General features: G+C 72.7%; 15 protein-coding genes. 7 read left to right on the top strand and 8 right to left on the bottom strand.

Annotation, left to right across the window (positions count from 1 at the left end; genetic code table 11):
- Positions 1-344 precede the first annotated feature (344 nt).
- Positions 345-1,301: a heme o synthase gene (locus AB0F58_RS12210; RefSeq protein ID WP_357141788.1), complete on the bottom strand. Its 957-nt coding sequence runs from the start codon at positions 1,299-1,301 to the stop codon at positions 345-347.
- A 286-nt stretch (positions 1,302-1,587) separates the two neighbouring features.
- Between AB0F58_RS12210 and tkt the strand changes: the two genes are divergently transcribed.
- The 6 genes from tkt (at position 1,588) to pgl (ending at position 10,023) form a co-directional block, all read left to right on the top strand.
- The gene (gene tkt, locus AB0F58_RS12205; RefSeq protein ID WP_357141785.1) at positions 1,588-3,726 is read left to right on the top strand and encodes a transketolase; all 2,139 of its coding nucleotides are present in this window, start codon (positions 1,588-1,590) and stop codon (positions 3,724-3,726) included.
- 16 nt (positions 3,727-3,742) lie between these two features.
- On the top strand, positions 3,743-4,864 hold the full coding sequence (gene tal, locus AB0F58_RS12200) for a transaldolase (RefSeq protein ID WP_357141782.1): 1,122 nt from the start codon (positions 3,743-3,745) through the stop codon (positions 4,862-4,864).
- Positions 4,861-6,510 (top strand): glucose-6-phosphate isomerase, encoded by a 1,650-nt coding sequence (locus AB0F58_RS12195; protein WP_357141779.1) that lies wholly within the window; start codon positions 4,861-4,863, stop codon positions 6,508-6,510. Before tal ends, AB0F58_RS12195 begins: the two co-directional genes overlap by 4 nt.
- A gap of 2 nt (positions 6,511-6,512) precedes the next feature.
- Complete coding sequence (gene zwf, locus AB0F58_RS12190) at positions 6,513-8,063, top strand: glucose-6-phosphate dehydrogenase (RefSeq protein ID WP_357141776.1); 1,551 nt, start codon at positions 6,513-6,515, stop codon at positions 8,061-8,063.
- 31 nt (positions 8,064-8,094) lie between these two features.
- Positions 8,095-9,111 (top strand): glucose-6-phosphate dehydrogenase assembly protein OpcA, encoded by a 1,017-nt coding sequence (locus tag AB0F58_RS12185; protein WP_357141773.1) that lies wholly within the window; start codon positions 8,095-8,097, stop codon positions 9,109-9,111.
- 141 nt (positions 9,112-9,252) lie between these two features.
- Complete coding sequence (gene pgl / locus AB0F58_RS12180; RefSeq protein WP_357141770.1) at positions 9,253-10,023, top strand: 6-phosphogluconolactonase; 771 nt, start codon at positions 9,253-9,255, stop codon at positions 10,021-10,023.
- A gap of 177 nt (positions 10,024-10,200) precedes the next feature.
- On the opposite strand, the gene secG is transcribed toward pgl, so the two are convergent.
- The 7 genes from secG to rapZ all read right to left on the bottom strand — a co-directional run bounded on the left by secG (position 10,201) and on the right by rapZ (position 16,901).
- Complete coding sequence (gene secG, locus AB0F58_RS12175; RefSeq protein WP_357141767.1) at positions 10,201-10,455, bottom strand: preprotein translocase subunit SecG; 255 nt, start codon at positions 10,453-10,455, stop codon at positions 10,201-10,203.
- Positions 10,456-10,550: 95 nt separating this feature from the next.
- Positions 10,551-11,342: a triose-phosphate isomerase gene (gene tpiA, locus AB0F58_RS12170; protein ID WP_357141764.1), complete on the bottom strand. Its 792-nt coding sequence runs from the start codon at positions 11,340-11,342 to the stop codon at positions 10,551-10,553.
- The gene (locus tag AB0F58_RS12165; protein WP_357141762.1) at positions 11,342-12,541 is read right to left on the bottom strand and encodes a phosphoglycerate kinase; all 1,200 of its coding nucleotides are present in this window, start codon (positions 12,539-12,541) and stop codon (positions 11,342-11,344) included. The genes tpiA and AB0F58_RS12165 overlap by 1 nt, the downstream gene beginning before the upstream one ends.
- Positions 12,538-13,542, bottom strand: coding sequence for a type I glyceraldehyde-3-phosphate dehydrogenase (gene gap, locus AB0F58_RS12160; protein ID WP_357141759.1), 1,005 nt, complete (start codon positions 13,540-13,542; stop codon positions 12,538-12,540). Before gap ends, AB0F58_RS12165 begins: the two co-directional genes overlap by 4 nt.
- 262 nt (positions 13,543-13,804) lie before the next feature.
- Positions 13,805-14,785: a DNA-binding protein WhiA gene (gene whiA, locus AB0F58_RS12155; RefSeq protein ID WP_357141757.1), complete on the bottom strand. Its 981-nt coding sequence runs from the start codon at positions 14,783-14,785 to the stop codon at positions 13,805-13,807.
- 80 nt (positions 14,786-14,865) lie between these two features.
- A complete protein-coding gene (locus AB0F58_RS12150; RefSeq protein WP_357141754.1) occupies positions 14,866-16,017 on the bottom strand; it encodes a 2-phospho-L-lactate transferase CofD family protein in 1,152 nt (383 codons plus the stop codon).
- Entirely contained in the window at positions 16,014-16,901 is an 888-nt protein-coding gene (gene rapZ / locus AB0F58_RS12145) for an RNase adapter RapZ (protein ID WP_357141751.1), read from the bottom strand. Before rapZ ends, AB0F58_RS12150 begins: the two co-directional genes overlap by 4 nt.
- A gap of 259 nt (positions 16,902-17,160) precedes the next feature.
- On the opposite strand from rapZ, the gene recQ reads away from it, so the two are divergent.
- A complete protein-coding gene (gene recQ, locus AB0F58_RS12140) occupies positions 17,161-19,005 on the top strand; it encodes a DNA helicase RecQ (RefSeq protein WP_357141748.1) in 1,845 nt (614 codons plus the stop codon).
- The last annotated feature ends 6 nt before the right edge of the window (positions 19,006-19,011 follow it).

Here is a 19,011-nt window from a genome sequence, read left to right as displayed (position 1 = left end):
ATGTCGTTGGCTGTTAGTATCTGTGGCGCCAGCCCCGACGCCCGCCGGCCGGGGGGGGGGGGGCGCCGCCCCACGACCGGATGCCGGAGACCAGGCCGTCGGGGGCCTTGCCGGCGGCGATCTGATCAGTCGTCAGCGTCGTATCGGAACCATCTGCCATGTGGGGCAGCCTAAGCAGATGCCGCCACGGATGGGCGAGAATGATGAACGATTTGTGATGCCGATTACCCGAGGTTTACGGAGAGGCAAACGCAATTCGAGGGGTTGTGTCCGCTTTTTTTGGAGCGAATCCGGCACGCCCGGCGCAGTAGGAAAACAGCGTTCCGATCCGCCGGGGACGGCCCCTACAGCAGCGCGTCGAGGGCGACCGCCGCCGCCAGGATGGTGAGGTAGGTGGTGGACCAGTGGAACAGCCGCATCGGCTTCACCGCCTCGCCCCGCGCCGAGCGCCGGCACAGCTTGTGCGCCTCGACGATGAACACCGCTCCCACCGCCAGGGCGACCGCACCGTAGATCGGGCTCATCCCCAGCGGCCAGAGCACCAGCGAGGAGAGGACGGTGAGCCAGGTGAAGATGATGATCTCGGCGTTGACCCGGCGGGTGGAGGCGACCACCGGCAGCATCGGGATGCCGGCTCGGGCGTAGTCCGCCTTGTACTTGATGGCCAGCGCGTAGAAGTGCGGCATCTGCCAGAAGAAGACCACCGCGAAGAGCGCCCACGCCGCCGGGGCGAGCGAACCGGTCACCGCCGCCCAGCCGATCAGCACCGGGGCCGCGCCGCAGGCCCCGCCCCAGAAGGTGTTCTGCGGGGTGGTGCGCTTCAGCCAGAGCGTGTAGACGAGGTCGTAGTAGACGATCGCGGCCAGGGTCAACCCGGTGGCCAGCCAGTTGGTGAACGCCGCCATCAGCACCACCGAGACGGCCGCCAGGACGAGCCCGAAGACCAGCGCGTTGCGCGGGGTGACCGTGTGGGTCGGCAGCGGACGGCGCTTGGTGCGCCGCATGACCTGGTCGATGTCCCGGTCGATGTAGCAGTTGATCACGCTGGCCGCGCCGGCGGCGAGGGCACCACCGACCACCACGACCGCGACCAGCCAGAGCGACGGCAGGCCGTCGGCGGCGAGGATCATCGCCGGAACGGTGGTGACCAGGAGCAGTTCGACGATCCGTGGCTTGGTGAGGGTCACGTACGCCGAGATCACCGCCCGGACGTCCCGCCGCGCACCGACGCCCTCCGACGTCACCTCCGCCGCGGGCCGCGCGGCGGGACTCTTGACGGGGCGTTCGGTGATCATGCTCACGGACGGCCACCTTCCGGCATCGGCAGGAGATCGGCTGGGCGGCGGCCGGTTCCGGACGCACATACCGACCGACAGCCTACGCGGCGTGATCCGCGCAGCCCGTTCACCCCGGCTCCCGTGCCCGCCATCACATCCGCCGCGCCCCGTCGAATGCCGGACGCGGCTCGGGCGGGTGACCGGCGACCGGCGAAGAAACCGCATGCAGAGATCCGTGGGCGGGGGTTTACCACCGCTCGATAGGGTCATCTCTGAGGGTTCCGCCCATCTGCCGAGGAGCACAACCATCGTGGCTGCCAACCGACCCGAGCACCCAAACCTGACCTGGTCCGACCTCGACCGGCGGGCCGTCGACACGGTCCGCGTGCTGGCCATGGACGCCGTGGAGAAATCCGGCAACGGTCACCCCGGTACGGCGATGAGCCTCGCGCCCGCGGCGTACCTGCTCTTCCACAAGGTGATGCGGCACAACCCGGCCGACCCGAACTGGCCGGGACGGGACCGCTTCGTCCTCTCCGCCGGCCACTCCAGCCTCACCCTCTACATCCAGCTCTTCCTCAGTGGTTACCCGCTCGGTCTGGACGACCTGAAGGCGCTGCGGCAGTGGGGCTCGCTCACTCCCGGTCACCCCGAGCACGGGCACACCCCCGGCGTGGAGACCACCACCGGCCCGCTCGGGCAGGGCCTGGGCAACGCGGTCGGCATGGCGATGGCGGCCCGGCGGGAGCGCGGCCTGTTCGACCCGGACGCCGCCCCGGGCGCGTCGGTCTTCGACCACCACATCTGGTGCATCGCCTCGGACGGTGACATCGAGGAGGGCATCAGCCACGAGGCCAGCGCCCTCGCCGGCCACCAGCAGCTCGGCAACCTCACCCTGATCTACGACGACAACGAGATCTCGATCGAGGACGACACCCGGATCGCCCTGAGCGAGGACGTGGCCGCCCGGTACGAGGCGTACGGCTGGCACGTGCAGACCGTCGACTGGCGGCGCGGCGACGCCGACCAGGGCGACTACCACGAGGACGTCGAGGCGCTGTACGCCGCGCTGCTCGCCGCGCGGGAGGTGACCGACCGCCCCTCGTTCGTCCGGCTGCGCACCATCATCGGCTGGCCCGCACCGAACAAGCAGAACACCGGCAAGATCCACGGCTCGGCGCTCGGCGCGGACGAGGTCGCCGCCACCAAGAAGCTGCTCGGCTTCGACCCGGAGCGCACCTTCGAGGTGACCGAGGAGGTGCTCGCGCACACCCGGGAGACGCTGACCCGGGGCATCGGGGAGCAGCGGGAGTGGCAGGCGGCGTTCGACGGCTGGGCGGAGGCCGACCCGGACCGCAAGGCCCTCTACGACCGGCTGGCCACCCGTACCCTGCCGCAGGGCTGGGCCGACGCGCTGCCCACCTTCCCGGCCGACGCCAAGGGTGTCGCCACCCGGGCCGCCTCCGGCAAGGTCCTGGAGGCCCTCGCCCCGGTGCTGCCCGAGCTGTGGGGCGGCTCGGCCGACCTGGCGGAGAGCAACAACACCACGATGAAGGGCGAGCCCTCCTTCGTGCCGGCCAGCCACGCCACCAAGGCGTTCCCCGGCAACGAGTACGGCCGTACCCTGCACTTCGGCATCCGCGAGCACGCGATGGGGGCGATCCTCAACGGCATCGCCCTGCACGGCGGCACCCGCCCCTACGGCGGCACCTTCCTGGTGTTCAGCGACTACATGCGTCCCTCGGTGCGGCTCGCCGCGCTGATGAAGCTGCCGGTGGTCTACGTCTGGACGCACGACTCGATCGGCCTCGGCGAGGACGGCCCCACCCATCAGCCGGTGGAGCATCTGACCGCCCTGCGGGCCATCCCCGGGCTCGACGTGGTCCGCCCGGCGGACGCCAACGAGACCGTCTGGGCCTGGCGCGCGGCGCTGGAGCACACCGACCGGCCGACCGCGCTGGCGCTGAGCCGGCAGCCGTTGCCGACCCTGGACCGGTCGACCCTGACCGGCGCCGAGGGCGTGGTGAAGGGCGGCTACGTGCTCGCCGAGGCGTCCAACGGCAAGCCGCAGGTGATCCTGATCGGCACCGGCTCGGAGGTGCAGCTCTGCCTGACCGCGCGGGAGCGGCTGGAGGAGCAGGGCACGCCCACCCGGGTCGTCTCGATGCCGTGCCAGGAGTGGTTCTACGCGCAGGACGAGGCGTACCGCGAGTCGGTGCTGCCGCGCGGCGTGCAGGCCCGGGTCAGCGTCGAGGCGGGGATCGGGATGTCCTGGCGGGGCGTCGTCGGCGACAGCGGCGAGTCCGTGAGCCTGGAGCACTACGGGGCCAGCGCCCCGCACTCGATGCTCTTCGAGCAGTTCGGCTTCACCCCCGACCGGATCGTGGCCGCCGCGCACGCGTCGCTCACCCGGATCGGCGACATCACCGGTTTCACCACCGGCAACTGAGGGGAGCGTGAACGGTATGACTGACAGATTGCGCGAGTTGACCGCCGCAGGTGTGGCGGTCTGGTTGGACGACCTCTCCCGGACCCGGCTCAGCTCCGGCGGGCTGGACCAGCTCCGGCGGGAGAAGCACGTGGCCGGGGTGACCACCAACCCGACCATCTTCGCCAAGGCGCTGAAGGACGCGGACGAGTACGACTGGCAGGTACGCGAGCTGGCCGCCCGGGACGTGCAGGTCGAGGAGGCCGTGCGCATGCTCACCACGTACGACGTGCGCTGGGCGTGCGACGTGATGCGCCCGTCGTACGACGGCAGCGGCGGGGTGGACGGTCGGGTCTCCATCGAGGTGGACCCCCGGCTGGCCCACGACACCCTGAAGACCGTCGCCGAGGCGAAGGCCCTCTGGTGGCTGGTCGACCGGCCGAACCTCTACATCAAGATCCCGGCGACCGAGGCCGGGCTGCCGGCGATCACCGCGGCGCTGGCCGAGGGGATCAGCGTCAACGTCACGCTGATCTTCGGGCTGGAGCGCTACACGCAGGTGATGGAGGCCTTCCTCGCCGGTCTGGAGCAGGCGAAGGCGAACGGCCACGACCTGTCGACGATCGGCTCGGTCGCCTCGTTCTTCGTCTCCCGGGTGGACGGCGAGATCGACAAGCGGCTGGAGAAGATCGGCTCCGCCGAGGCGAAGGGGCTGCGCGGCAAGGCCGCCGTGGCCAACGCCCGGCTGGCGTACGAGAGCTACTCGACGGTCTTCACCTCCGACCGCTGGCGGGCCCTCGCCGATGCCGGGGCGCACCCGCAGCGCCCGCTCTGGGCGTCCACCTCGACGAAGAACCCGGACTACCGGGACGTGATCTACGTCGAGGAGCTGATCGCCCCCGGCACGGTCAACACCATGCCGGAGCCGGTCATCCACGCGTACGCCGACCACGGCGAGACCCGGGGCGACACGGTCACCGGGGCGTACGACGAGTCGCGGCAGGTCTTCGCCGACCTGGAGTCGGTCGGCGTGGACATGGACGACGTGATCGCCGTCCTGGAGCGCGAGGGTGTGGAGAAGTTCGAGGCGAGCTGGCAGGAACTGCTCGACGGGGTCCGGACGTCGCTGGAAGCGGCGCAGCGAGGAGGCAAGGCGTGAGTGACCTGCTGGACGGTCCGGTGGAGGCTGCTGCCGGACTGGCGGTGTACGGCGCGGCGGCGGTGGACGCCGCCGGCGCCACCTCCACCCGGGATGCGCTGGTGCGCTCCGGCGTGCCCGGACGACTGGCCGAGAAGGACCCCACCATCTGGGGTCCGGAGGCCGAGCAGGAGGCGAAGATCCGGCTCGGCTGGGTGGACACCCACCGCCGCAGCCGGGACCTGCTCCCCCAGCTCGCCGAGCTGAAAGCCGAGCTGGGCGACCTGGACCACGTGGTGCTCGCCGGCATGGGCGGCTCCTCGCTGGCCCCCGAGGTGATCGCCCGGACCCTCGGCAGGCCGCTGACCGTGCTGGACACCACCGACCCGGGGCAGGTCCGGGCGGCACTGGCCGACCGGCTGGAGCGGACGGTGGTCGTGGTGGCCAGCAAGTCCGGCTCCACGGTCGAGACCGACAGCCACCGGCGCGCGTACTGGCAGGCGTTCCTCGACGCGGGGATGACCGAGGCCGAGGCCGGGCGGCACTTCGTGATCGTCACCGACCCGGGTTCCCCGCTGGAGGCCACCGCCACCGAGATGGGCGCCCACGTGGTGCTCGCCGACCCGGAGGTGGGCGGCCGGTTCTCCGCGCTGACCGCGTTCGGGCTGGTGCCGGCCGCGCTGGCCGGAGTCGACGTCGCCGAGCTGATCGACGAGGCCGAGGCGCTCGCGGAGAGCTTCGGCGGCGAGCGTGACAACCCGGGCCTGGCGCTCGGGGCCGCGCTCGGCGCCGCCGCCACCCAGGCCCGGGACAAGGTCGCCCTGGTCAGCGACGGCACCGGCATCGAGGGGCTGGGCGACTGGGCGGAGCAGTTGGTCGCCGAGTCGACCGGCAAGTCCGGCGTCGGCATCCTGCCGGTGGTGGTGGAGTCGCCGGACAGCCCCGGCGTGACCGGGGACGACGTGCTCACCGTCAGCTACGGCGGGGCCCTGCCTGCCGGGGCGGTGCCCGGCGGCGGCGCGCAGCCGCACCTCGCGGTGAACGGCCCGCTCGGGGCGCACTTCCTGACCTGGGAGTACGCCACGGCGGTGGCCGGTGCGGTGCTCGGCATCGACCCGTTCAACCAGCCGAACGTGACCGAGAGCAAGGAGAACACCAACCGGATCCTGGCCGCCGGGCCGGTCGCCGAGTCGCCGTCGTTCACCTCGGGCGCGATCGAGGTGTACGCCCCGGCGGGCGCCCCCGGCGACGTGACCGGCGTGCTGCGCTGGCTGTCGGACGGGCTGGCCGACGGCGGTTACCTCGCCGTCATGGCGTACCTCGACCGGTTCGCCGACGCCGACGCGGCCGGGCTCCGGCCGCTGCTCGCGGAGGCGACCGGACGGCCGGTGACCTTCGGGTGGGGGCCGCGCTTCCTGCACTCCACCGGCCAGTACCACAAGGGCGGCCCACAGGTCGGCAGCTTCCTCCAGGTCACCGGCGCGGTCGCCGAGGACCTGCCGGTGCCCGGGAAGCCGTACACCTTCGGCGAGCTCCAGGCGGCCCAGGCCGCCGGGGACCGGCAGGCCCTGGCCGGGCGGGACCGTCCGCTGGTGCGGCTGCACCTGACGGACCGGGCGGCGGGCGTGAGCCAGCTGCTGGACGCGGCCCGACTGCTCCGGACGTGACGATGACCGGAACGGATCCGGCGGACCGAGGAGGCGGCGTGAACCCGCTGCGCGACCCGCAGGACCGGCGGCTGCCGAGGATCCCGGAGCCCTGCGCTCTGGTGATCTTCGGCGTCACCGGTGACCTGGCCCGTAAGAAGCTGCTGCCCGCGGTCTACGACCTGGCCAACCGAGGGCTGCTGCCCCCGGGCTTCGTGGTCCTCGGCTTCGCCCGCCGGGACTGGGGCGACGGCGACTTCGAGTCGCTGGCCCACGAGGCGGCCAGGAAGCACGCCCGCACCCCGTGGCGGGAGGAGGTGTGGGCGCGCCTGGCCGGCAACATCAAGTTCGTCGGCGGGTCGTTCGACGACGACGCCGCGTTCGACCACCTCGCGACCACCCTCGACGAGCTCCGCGCGACCCACGGCATCGCCGGCAACGCCGCCTTCTACTTCTCCATCCCCCCGGCGGCGTTCCCGGTGGTGCTCAAGCAGCTCGCCCGTACCGGGATGGCCGACAACGCCAAGTCCGGCGGCTGGCGGCGGGTGGTGGTGGAGAAGCCGTTCGGGCACGACCTGCCCTCGGCGAAGGAACTCAACGACCTGGTCGACGACGTCTTCACCAGCCAGGACGTCTTCCGGATCGATCACTACCTGGGCAAGGAGACCGTCCAGAACATCCTCGCCCTGCGGTTCGCGAACAACCTGTTCGAGCCGCTGTGGAACTCGCACTACGTCGACTCGGTGCAGATCACCATGGCCGAGGACGTCGGCATCGGCTCCCGGGCCGGGTTCTACGACTCCGCCGGGGCGGCCCGGGACGTGGTCCAGAACCACCTGCTGCAACTGCTGGCCCTGGTGGCGATGGAGGAGCCGACCAGCTTCGGCGCCGACGAGATCCGCGCCGAGAAGCTCAAGGTGCTCCGGGCGATCACCCTGCCGAAGGACATCAGCCGGGGCACCGTGCGGGGTCAGTACCTGCCCGGCTGGGTCGGTGGGCAGCGGGCGGTGGGCTACCTGGAGGAGGAGGGCGTCCCGGCCGACTCCACCACCGAGACGTACGTCGCCGTCCGGCTCGGCATCCAGAACCGCCGCTGGGCGGAGGTGCCGTTCTACATCCGCGCCGGCAAGCGGCTCCCCCGCCGGGTCACCGAGGTGGCCATCATGTTCAAGCGGGCCCCGCACCTGCCGTTCAACGACGCCGACATCGAGATGCTCGGCAACAACCAGCTCGTCATCCGGGTCCAGCCGGACGAGGGCGTGGTGCTGAAGTTCGGCTCCAAGGTGCCGGGGACCACCATGGAGGTCCGGGACATCGCCATGGACTTCCAGTACGGCGAGGCGTTCACCGAGGCCAGCCCGGAGGCGTACGAGCGGCTGGTGCTGGACGTGCTGATCGGTGACCGCACCCTGTTCCCGGACGCCGCCGAGGTGGAGCAGAGCTGGCAGGTGGTGGACCCGCTGGAGCAGGCCTGGGCGGACACCAAGCCGGAGCCGTACCGGGCCGGGGAGTGGGGTCCCCGGGCGGCCGACGAGATGCTGGCCCGCGAGGGCCGGGCCTGGCGGCGCGCGTGAGCGAGCAGAGCGAGCGAACCAGGAGGCTCCCGTGATCGGGCTGTGGGACACCACCGGCAACGAGGTGGTCAAGGCGCTCGCCGCCGAGCGGCGCAGCGCGGGCGGGGTGGCCAGTGGCATGGCCCTCACCCTGATCGTGGTGGTGGACGAGAAGCGGGTCCGGGAGGCGGAGGCGGCGGCCACCATCGCCGCCGCCGCCCACCCGTGCCGGCTGCTGGTCGTGGTCCGCTCGGACGTGGAGCGGGAGCACACCCGGCTGGACGCCGAGATCGTCGTCGGCGGCCGGCTCGGGCCGTGCGAGGCGGTGGTCACCCGGATGTACGGGCGGCTCGCGCTGCACGCCGAGTCGGTGGTGATGCCCCTGCTGGTGCCGGACGTACCGGTGGTCACCTGGTGGCACGCCGAGCCCCCCGAGGAGATCGCCACCGACTTCCTCGGGGTGGTCGCCGACCGGCGGATCACCGACTCCGCCCAGGCCGCCGACCCGGTGGAGGCGCTGCGCCAGCGGGCCCGGGACTACGCCCCCGGCGACACCGACCTGGCCTGGAGCCGGATCACCCCGTGGCGCACCCTGGTCGCGGGGGCGTTCGACACCACCCAGGCCGAGGTCACCGAGGCCACCGTGGTGGCCCCGCGCACCGATCCGACGGCCGCGTTGATGTGCGGCTGGCTGGGCAGCCGGCTCGGCATCGACCCGCACTGGGAGTACGCCGACGACCGGCCCCGGATGCGTGAGGTGCGGCTGCGCTGCGCCAACGGCGACGAGCTGACCCTGACCCGGGAGGACAGCACGGCGACGTTCCGGCGTACCGGCCAGGCCGACCGGGACCTGCCGCTGGTGCGGCGCCCGCTCGGCGACGAGTTGGCCGAGGAGCTGCGCCGGCTGGACGCCGACCAGATCTACGCCGAGGCCCTCGGGGCGGCGGCCGGGATCTCCGGCCTGGACGACCGTCCCGGTCAGCGGGTGCACGTCTGGAAGGACCCGGCCACCGCGCGTCGGGCCGAGGCGGGCGTCACGGCGCACGCCTCGACCAACGGGCCATCCTGACCGGTCGCGTCCCGCCCGTTCACCGGGATCTCCGTGCCGGGCGGGACGCGACGGTCACCATCACGCACCACGGGCGGGGCCGCCCGGTGGACGACACCACCGTCGGGCGGACGCCCGCGGTCGACGAGGAAAAGGCACGCGATGAGTGAGGCGAGTGTCGCCGTACACGCCGACGCCGACCTGCTGGCGCAGGCGGTCGCGGCCCGGTTGCTGGTGAGGCTGCTGGACGCACAGGCCGACCGGGGCCAGGCGTCGGTGGTGCTGACCGGGGGGCGGATCGCCTCCGCCGTCTACCGGGCGGTGGGGGCGCTGCCGGCCCGGGACGCGGTCGACTGGTCACGGGTGGACGTCTGGTGGGGGGACGAGCGGTTCCTCCCCGCCGGGGACCCGGAGCGCAACGAGACCCAGGCCCGTGCGGCCCTGCTGGACGACCTCCCGCTCGACCCGGCCCGGATCCACCCGATGCCGGCCTCGGACGGCCCGGCCGGGGCGGACCCGGAGGCGGCGGCGGCCCGGTACGCCGAGGAGCTCGCGGCCTCGGCCCGCCCCGGGACCGCCACCCTGCCCCACTTCGACGTGCTGCTGCTCGGCGTCGGCGAGGACGGCCACGTCGCGTCGGTCTTCCCCGAGCATCCGGTGCACTACGAGAGCCGCCCGGTCAGCGCGGTCCGGGGCAGCCCGAAGCCGCCGCCGGTACGGACCACGCTGACCCTGCCCGCGATCAACACCGCCGAGGAGGTGTGGCTGATCGCCAGCGGCTCGGACAAGGCGGCACCGGTCCACATGGCCCTCGACGGCGCGGGACCGGTGCAGCTGCCGGCCGCCGGGGTGGCGGGCGTCGGCCGTACCCTCTGGCTGCTGGACCGGGCCGCCGCGGCGGACGTCCGTCCCCGCTTCCGCAGCCTCCGCTGAGCCCCGCCACCCGCACCCGACCCACCCGTCCCGGGTGTCGCCGGGGACCCCTGCTACCGCTGGGTGCCCCGGCAACCACCTGACCGAGACCGCACCAGTCGGGGCGTTCGGGTCAAAAAAGGACTGCGCGCGGCCCGTGGGTACGGGCCGCGCGCAGCGGGTCACGACGGGCTGGCCTCAGGCGGGAACCGCCAGCTTGAGCCAGAGCCCGAGGCCGATGATGCAGGCGAACCAGACGATGCCCACCAGGACGGTGTAGCGGTCGAGGTTCTTCTCGGCCACGGACGAGCCGGCGAGGCTGGAGCTGACCCCGCCGCCGAACATGCTGGACATCCCGCCGCCCTTGCCCCGGTGCAGCAGGATCAGCATGGTGAGCAGAATGCTCGTGATCGTCAGCAACACGATCAACGTGTATGCGAACCAAGTCGGCATGGCTGGGGTCAGTCCTCTCATTGCGATCCTCGCCCCGCGCGTGTCGGGCGTGCGGCACCGACCGACGGACGGGCGGAGTCAAGGATAGCGAGCGATCAGCGGGTGATGTGCTCCGGGAAGCGGCAGATCTGCGCGAATTCCTCGGCGTCGAGGCTCGCCCCGCCGACGAGCGCGCCGTCCACGTCCGGCTTGGCCATGATCGCGGCGACGTTCGACGCCTTGACCGACCCGCCGTAGAGGACCCGGACCTGGTCCGCGGTCGCCTGGTCGTACAGCTCGGCGAGGCGCTCCCGCACCGCACCGCACACCTCCTGGGCGTCCTCCGGCGTCGCGGTCTTGCCGGTGCCGATCGCCCAGACCGGCTCGTACGCGATGACGACCCGGGCGACCTGCTCGGCGCTGAGCCCCTTCAGGCCCGCGGTGAGCTGGTCCTGGCAGTGCGCGACGTGCCGCTGCTCGTCCCGCACGTCCAGCCCCTCGCCCACGCAGAGGATCGGGGTGAGCCCGTTGCCGAGCGCCGCGGTGACCTTGGCGTTGACCAGGGCGTCGTCCTCGCGGTGGTACGCGCGCCGCTCCGAGTGCCCGACCACCACGTACGAGCAGCCGAGCTTCGCCAGCATCGCCCCGGAGACCTCCCCGGTGTACGCCCCGGACTGGTGCGCGGAGATGTCCTGGGCGCCGTAGCCGATCAGCAGCTTGTCGCCGTCGACCGCGGTCTGCACCGTCCGCAGGTCGGTGAAGGGCGGCAGCACGACGCACTCGACGTCGGTGAGCTGCTTCTCGGTGAGGCTGGCCGCCAGCTTCTGGAGCAGGAGGTTCGCCTCGAAGTGGTTCAGGTTCATCTTCCAGTTGCCGGCCATCAGGGGCCGGCGGGTAACCGCCGCCATCAGTCCTCCAGCGCCGCGATGCCGGGGAGGGTCTTGCCCTCGAGATATTCCAGCGAGGCGCCCCCGCCGGTGGAGATGTGCCCGAACGACGACTCGTCGAGCCCGAGCGCCCGCACCGCGGCGGCGGAGTCACCGCCGCCGACGACGGTGAACGCGTCGGTCTTGGTGATCGCCTCGGCGACCCCCCGGGTGCCGTTGGCGAACGCCGGCATCTCGAACACGCCCATCGGGCCGTTCCAGAAGACCGTCTTCGCGCCGGAGAGCGCGGCGGCGAAGCCGGCGACCGTCTCCGGGCCGATGTCGAGCCCGAGCCGGTGGCTCGGGATGGCGTCGGCGCGCACGGTGTCGTGCGCCGCGTCCGGGGCGAAGGCGTCCGCCGCCACCACGTCGACCGGGAGCATGATCTTGCCCGCGGAGCGCTCCAGCAGGCTGCGGCAGGTCTCGACCATCTCCTCCTCCAGCAGCGAGGTGCCAACCTCGTGGCCCTGCGCCCTGAGGAAGGTGAAGCACATGCCGCCGCCGATGAGCAGCCGGTCGACCGTCGGCAGCAGCGCCTCGATCACCGCGAGCTTGTCGGAGACCTTGGAACCGCCGAGGATCACCACGTACGGGCGCTCCGGCTCGCCGGTGAGCCGGCTGAGCACCTCGACCTCACGCAGCACGAGGCGACCGGCCACGTGCGGCAGTCGGGCCGGGACGTCGTACACGCTGGCGTGCCTGCGGTGCACCGCGCCGAACGCGTCGTCCACGTACGCCTCGCCGAAACCGGCGAGCTGGTCGGCGAAGGCGCCCCGCTCGGCGTCGTCCTTGCTGGTCTCGCCCTTGTTGAACCGGAGGTTCTCCAGCAGCGCGACCTGGCCGTCGGCCAGCGCCTCCACGGTGGAACGGGCCGATTCCCCGACGGTGTCGGTGGCGAAGTGCACCGGTGCGTCGAGCAGCTCGCCGAGCCGCCCGGCGACCGGGCGGAGGCTGTACTGCGGGTCCGGCGCGCCCTTCGGGCGGCCCAGGTGCGAGCAGACGACCACCTTCGCGCCGGCCTGCGCCAGCGCGCCGAGCGTCGGCAGCACCGCGCGGATCCGCCCGTCGTCGCTGATCGCGCCGGTCTGCTTGTCGAGGGGCACGTTCAGGTCGGCGCGTACCAGGACGCGCCGACCCGAAACCCCCTCGGCGAGCAGGTCATCGAGGGTACGAATGGTCACAGCGACGCGCCCACCAGCTTGACCAGGTCGACCAGGCGGTTCGAGTAGCCCCACTCGTTGTCGTACCAGCCGACGACCTTGACCTGGTTGCCGATGACCTTGGTCAGCGGCGCGTCGAAGATGCAGGAGGCCGGGTCGGTGACGATGTCGGCCGACACGATCGGGTCCTCGTTGTAGACCAGGACGCCCTTGAGCGGGCCCTCGGCGGCGGCCTTGATGGCGGCGTTGACCTCGTCGATGGTGGTCTCCCGGCCGACCTCGACGGTCAGGTCGGTGGCGGAGCCGGTCGGGATCGGCACCCGCAGCGCGTACCCGTCCAGCTTGCCCTTGAGCTCGGGCAGGACCAGGCCGATCGCCTTGGCGGCGCCGGTGGAGGTCGGCACGATGTTCAGCGCGGCGGCGCGGGCCCGGCGCAGGTCCGAGTGCGGCGCGTCCTGGAGGTTCTGGTCCTGGGTGTACGCGTGGATGGTGGTCATCAGACCCTTCTGGATGCCGAAGGTGTCGTGCAGGACCTTCGCCATCGGGGCCAGGCAGTTGGTGGTGCAGGAGGCGTTCGAGATGATGGTGTGCTTGGCCGGGTCGTAGTCGTCGTGGTTGACGCCCATCACGACGGTGACGTCCTCGTTCTTCGCCGGGGCGGAGATGATGACCTTCTTGGCCCCGCCGTCGACGTGCGCCTTGGCCTTGGTGGCGTCGGTGAAGAACCCGGTCGACTCGATGACCACGTCCACGCCCAGGTCGCCCCAGGGCAGCTTGCCCGGGTCGCGCTCGGCGTACGCCTTGATGGCCCGGCCACCGACGGTGATCTCGTCGGCGGTGGCCTTGACCTCGTGCGGGAGCCGACCGAGGATGCTGTCGTACTTGAGCAGGTGAGCGAGCGTGGCGTTGTCGGTCAGGTCGTTCACGGCGACGACCTCGACATCCGCGCCGGACGCCAGCACTGCCCGGAAGAAGTTGCGGCCGATGCGGCCGAAGCCGTTGATGCCAACCCGGATGGTCACAGGTCCCATCTCCTCGCGTTCTGGTCCGCCGGCGCCAGACGGCGGCCGGCGAGTTGGTGTGCGCCGACCGTTGGAGCCGGCCGTCGACAGTTCATCTCGGCCACCCCGCCGCGGTCGCACGGACCAGACCGCCGAGGCGGTGGGTACGGCGGGGGAAGCCGGTTGCCGGCTCCCTTGCCGTACGCTGCGACCCTATCCGAGCGCACGACAGCTCGCTGCGCCGGGGCGTGAACCCGGACGCCGCCAGCAGCCCACCGTCCTATCAGACCACGAGCATGTCGGGCGTGACTGCCGCTTCCGTATCGGGGATGCCGATGTCGCGGGCGCGCTTGTCGGCGAGCGCGAGCAGCCGGCGGATCCGGCCGGCGATGGCGTCCTTGGTCAGCGGCGGGTCGGCCAGCGCGCCGAGTTCCTCCAGGGAGGCCTGCCGGTGCTCCAGCCGGAGGCGACCGGCGGAGGTGAGGTGCTCGGGAGCGTCCTCGGCGAGGATCTCCAGCGCCCGGGTCACCCGGGCGGCGGCGGCGACCGCGGCCCGCGCCGAACGGCGCAGGTTGGCGTCGTCGAAGTTGGCCAGCCGGTTGGCCGTGGCCCGGACCTCGCGCCGCACCCGGCGCTCCTCCCACGCCAGCACGCTGGAGTGGGCACCGACCCGGGTGAGCAGCGCGGCGATCGCGTCGCCGTCCTTGACCACCACCCGGTCCACGCCGCGCACCTCGCGGTTCTTGGCGGTGATCCCGATCCGGCGGGCCGCGCCGACCAGGGCGAGGGCCGACTCCGGGCCGGGGCAGGTGATCTCCAGGGCGCTGGACCGGCCCGGCTCGGTCAGCGAGCCGTGTGCCATGAACGCCCCCCGCCAGGCGGACACCGCGCAGCAGACGTTCGCGGCGACCACGTGCGGCGGCAGGCCGCGCACCGGACGGCCCCGGACGTCCAGCAGCCCGGTCTGCCGGGCCAGTGACTCGCCGTCCTTGACCACCCGGACGATGAAGTGGCTGCCCTTGCGCAGGCCACCGGAGGCGAGTACGTGGATCTCACTCGGGTAGCCGTAGACCTCGGCGACCTCCCGGCGCAGCCGGCGGGCGGTCGCCCCGGTGTCCAGCTCCGCCTCGACCACCACCCGACCGGAGACGATGTGCAGCCCGCCGGCGAACCGCAGCAGGGCGGTCATCTCCGCCCGCCGGCAGCACGGCTTGGGCACGTCGACCCGACTCAGCTCGTCCTTGACCGCAGCCGTCATCGCCATTGTGCGTCCCCTCACGGACCGGTTCCGGCGTGCCGCCGGTGCTTACGTAGGTGCTTAACGACCGGTGATTACGTAGGTGCTTAACGAGCGGCGCCCAGGACAGGCACCAGGGCGGCGCCCAGGGCGGCCGGATCGTGCCGGGAGCTGCCGTCGGCGACGGCGACCGGGGCGAGCACGAGCCGGGCACCCAGGGATTCTGCCGCACGAGCCAGCGACTCCGGGTCCTTCACCACCCGTGCGTCGGCGAGCACGCAGTCGGCCGTCAGCTCCGGAAGGTAGCGGCGCAGCGCGGCGAGGTGGCCGGCGGCGGAGAGCCCGAGGGTCTCCTTCTCGGCGGAGAGGTTCAGGGTGACCAGCCGCCGGGCCGGGCTGGCGACGATCGCGGCGGCCAGGCCGGGCACCAGCAGGTGCGGCAGGACGCTGGTGTACCAGCTCCCCGGCCCGAAGATCAGCCAGTCGGCGTCCCGGATCGCGGTGACCGCCTCCGGGCAGGCGACCGGCGCGGCCGGGGTGAGCCGGAGCGCCTCCACCCGGCCGGTGGTGACCGCCACCTGGTGCTGGCCCCGTACCGTGCGCACCTCGTCCGGGCGGGTCGGGTCCGCGCCCCGCACCTGCGCCTCGATGCCGACCGGCTCGCAGGACATCGGGAGGACCCGACCGACCGTGCCGAGCATGGTGCCGGCGTGCTCCAGTGCGACCACCGGGTCGCCGAGCAGTTCCATCAGGCCGAACAGCACCAGGTTGCCGACCGCGTGCCCGTCCAGGCCGTCGGCGCAGCTGCCGGCGGGGCGGTCCCCGTTCCCGGCCGGTCCGGGCACCCCGGCGGCCGGCGTCGGCACCCCGTCGGCCGGGTGCCGTCCCGCCGGGCCGCGGGTGGACGGCGTACCGCCGCCGAACGCGGCGCCGGCAGCGACCACGACGTCGGCCAGGGCCGTGGCGCCGGTCGGGGCCGTGGCGCCGGCGCCGGTGCGGGCGAACCGGTGCTGGAACAGTCGCGCGCTGCGCCGGGTGGCCGGATGGTCCCCGGCCAGGGCGACCAGCGCCTGACGGAGGTCGCCGGGGGGCAACCCGCCCCGGGCGGCGCGCAACCGACCGCTGGAACCGCCGTCGTCACCCACGGTCACCACGGCGGTGATGTCGAGGTCGAGTTCGGGGGCGCACCGGCGCAGCGCGCGCAGCGACGCGGACAGGCCGTGCCCGCCGCCGAAGGCCACCACCTTCGTCGCCGTCATTCGCGCCCCAGGTCCCGGTGCTGGGCGTTGGCGGCGAGACCGGAGTGGCGCAGCCTCCCGGCCAGCTCCTCGGTGATCGCCACGCTGCGGTGCTTGCCCCCGGTACAGCCCACCGCCACGGTCAGGTACCGCTTCCCCTCCCGCTCGAAGCCGGCGGTGGTGGCGTTGACCAGGTCGGCGTAGGCCGACACGAACGCCTCGGCGCCCTCCTGGCCGAGCACGTACTCGCTGACCGGCGCGTCCCGGCCGGTCTGCTCGCGCAGGTCCGGCACCCAGAACGGGTTCGGCAGGAACCGGGCGTCGAGCACGAAGTCGGCGTCGGGCGGGAGACCGTACTTGAAGCCGAAGGAGAGCACGGTGACCCGCAGCCGCCGGGCGTCCTCCTCGCCGAAGAGTTCCTCGATGCGCCGCCGGAGCTGGTTGACGTTCAGGTGGCTGGTGTCGATGATCACGTCGGCCTTGTCCCGGGCCTCCTCCAGCAGGCTGCGCTCGACCGCGATGCCGTCGGCGAGCCGACCGTCGCCCTGCAACGGGTGCGAGCGGCGGACGCTTTCGAACCGCCGGATGAGCACCTCGTCGTCGGCGTCGACGAAGACCACGCGCGGGGAGAAGCCCCGCTCCTTCAGCTCCCGGATGGCGCCGGCCAGGTCGGTGGAGAAGGCGCGCGAGCGCACGTCCAGCACCATCGCGGTACGCCGGGCCGCGCCGCCGGCCTTGGACGCCAGCTCGGCCATGTCGAGCAGGAGCGCCTGCGGCAGGTTGTCGACCACGTAGTAGCCGACGTTCTCCAGCGCGCGGGCCACCGTGCTGCGGCCGCCGCCGGAGAGCCCGGTGACGACGACCAGGCTGGTCTCCCCCTCGACGTACGGCTCACCCCCCGTCACGGCGGACGACTCCACGGGTGTGGAGCCCTCAGCCGCCGGAGACCGGCCTGTCAGCGCCTCGTTCACCTGCTACCCCCCGGCGGTGCCCCTGCGGCCACCACCGACCGCGATCGTCAGTGAGCGACTCTATCCCGCGCCGGGCCCGTCGACCCCCGAGCCCGCTCACCGCCCGCCCGGCGCGCCCCGGCCGTCGTGCCGGGTTCCGCCGCCGCGCCGACCACACGAGTCCGGCGTCACCCGGCGCTCGTACAATCCCCCGATGGACTCCCCCGCCGCGTTGCGTACCGAGACCCCGCTGGACGTGCTGCGGCGGGTGTTCGGCTACGACTCGTTCCGGGGCTTCCAGCAGGAGATCGTCGACCACGTGGCCGGCGGCGGCGACGCCCTGGTGCTGATGCCGACCGGCGGCGGCAAGTCGCTCTGTTACCAGATCCCCGCGCTGCTGCGCGACGGCGTGGCGGTGGTCGTCTCGCCGCTGATCGCGCTGATGCAGGACCAGGTCGACGCGCTGCGGGCGGTCGGGGTCCGGGCCGGCTTCCTCAACTCGACGCTCGACCTGGACACCCGCCGCCTGGTCGAGGCGGAGTTCGTGGCCGGCGAGATCGACCTGCTCTACCTCGCGCCCGAGGCGCTGGGCAGCCGGGGCACGCTGGACCTGCTCGACCGGGGCCGGATCGCGCTGTTCGCGATCGACGAGGCGCACTGCGTGGCGCAGTGGGGCCACGACTTCCGCCCCGACTACCTGAACCTGTCGATGCTGCACGAGCGCTGGCCCGGGGTGCCGCGCATCGCGCTGACCGCCACCGCGACCTCCGCGACCCGGACCGAGATCGCCACCCGGCTCAAGCTGACCGACGCCCGGCACTTCGTGGCCAGCTTCGACCGGCCCAACATCCAGTACCGGATCGTGCCGAAACGGGAGCCGCGCAAGCAGTTGCTGAGCCTGCTGCGCGACGAGCACCCCGGCGACGCCGGCATCGTCTACTGCCTCTCCCGGGCCTCGGTCGACAAGACCGCCGAGTTCCTGGTGGCCAACGGCGTCGCCGCGCTGCCGTACCACGCGGGGTTGGACGCGGCCACCCGCGCCGCCAACCAGCAGCGGTTCCTGCGCTCCGACGGCCTGGTGATGGTGGCGACCATCGCCTTCGGCATGGGCATCGACAAGCCCGACGTCCGCTTCGTCGCCCACCTCGACCTGCCGAAGTCGGTGGAGGGCTACTACCAGGAGACCGGCCGCGCCGGGCGGGACGGCCTGCCGTCGACCGCCTGGCTGGCGTACGGCCTCCAGGATGTCGTCCAGCAGCGCAAGATGATCGACACCTCGGAGGGCGACCTCGTCCACCGGCGCAACCTGGCCGCCCACCTGGACGCGATGCTCGCCCTCTGCGAGACGGTCCGCTGCCGGCGCGGGCAGCTCCTGGAGTACTTCGGCCAACCGGCGACGGGGCCCTGCGGCAACTGCGACACCTGCCTGCACCCGCCGGAGTCCTGGGACGGCACCGTCGCCGCGCAGAAGCTGCTCTCGACGGTGTACCGGCTGCACCGGGAGCGCAACCAGAAGTTCGGCGCGGGGCACTGCATCGACATCCTGCTGGGGCGGAGCAACGACAAGGTCGCCCAGTACGGCCACGACGCGCTGAGCACCTTCGGCATCGGTACCGACCTGCGCGAGGCCGAGTGGCGGGGCGTGGTGCGCCAACTCCTCGCCGAGGGGCTGCTCACCGTGGAGGGCGACTACGGCACCCTCGTGCTGACCGACGCCAGCGCCGAGGTGCTCGGCCGGCGGCGCACCGTGATGATGCGCCGCGAGCCGGAGCGCCCGGTGTCGGCCGGGAAGGCCGCGAAGGCGGCCCGGGGCGGGGCCACCGCTGTCGTCGAGCTGTCGCCGGAGGCCGCGCCGCTGTTCGAGCGGCTGCGGGCCTGGCGCGCGGCGACCGCCAAGGAGCAGGGCGTGCCCGCGTACGTGATCTTCCACGACGCCACCCTGCGGCAGATCGCCACCGACGCCCCGACCTCCCTGGCGGGACTGTCCGGGATCAGCGGCGTCGGGGAGAACAAGCTCGCCAAGTACGGGGAGCAGATCCTCGCCGTCCTCGCCGAGTGACCTGAT

The sequence above is a fragment of the Micromonospora sp. NPDC023956 genome (assembly GCF_040639195.1).
Taxonomy (GTDB): Bacteria; Actinomycetota; Actinomycetes; order Mycobacteriales; family Micromonosporaceae; genus Micromonospora.
This window is presented reverse-complemented; position numbering and strand designations above follow the sequence as displayed.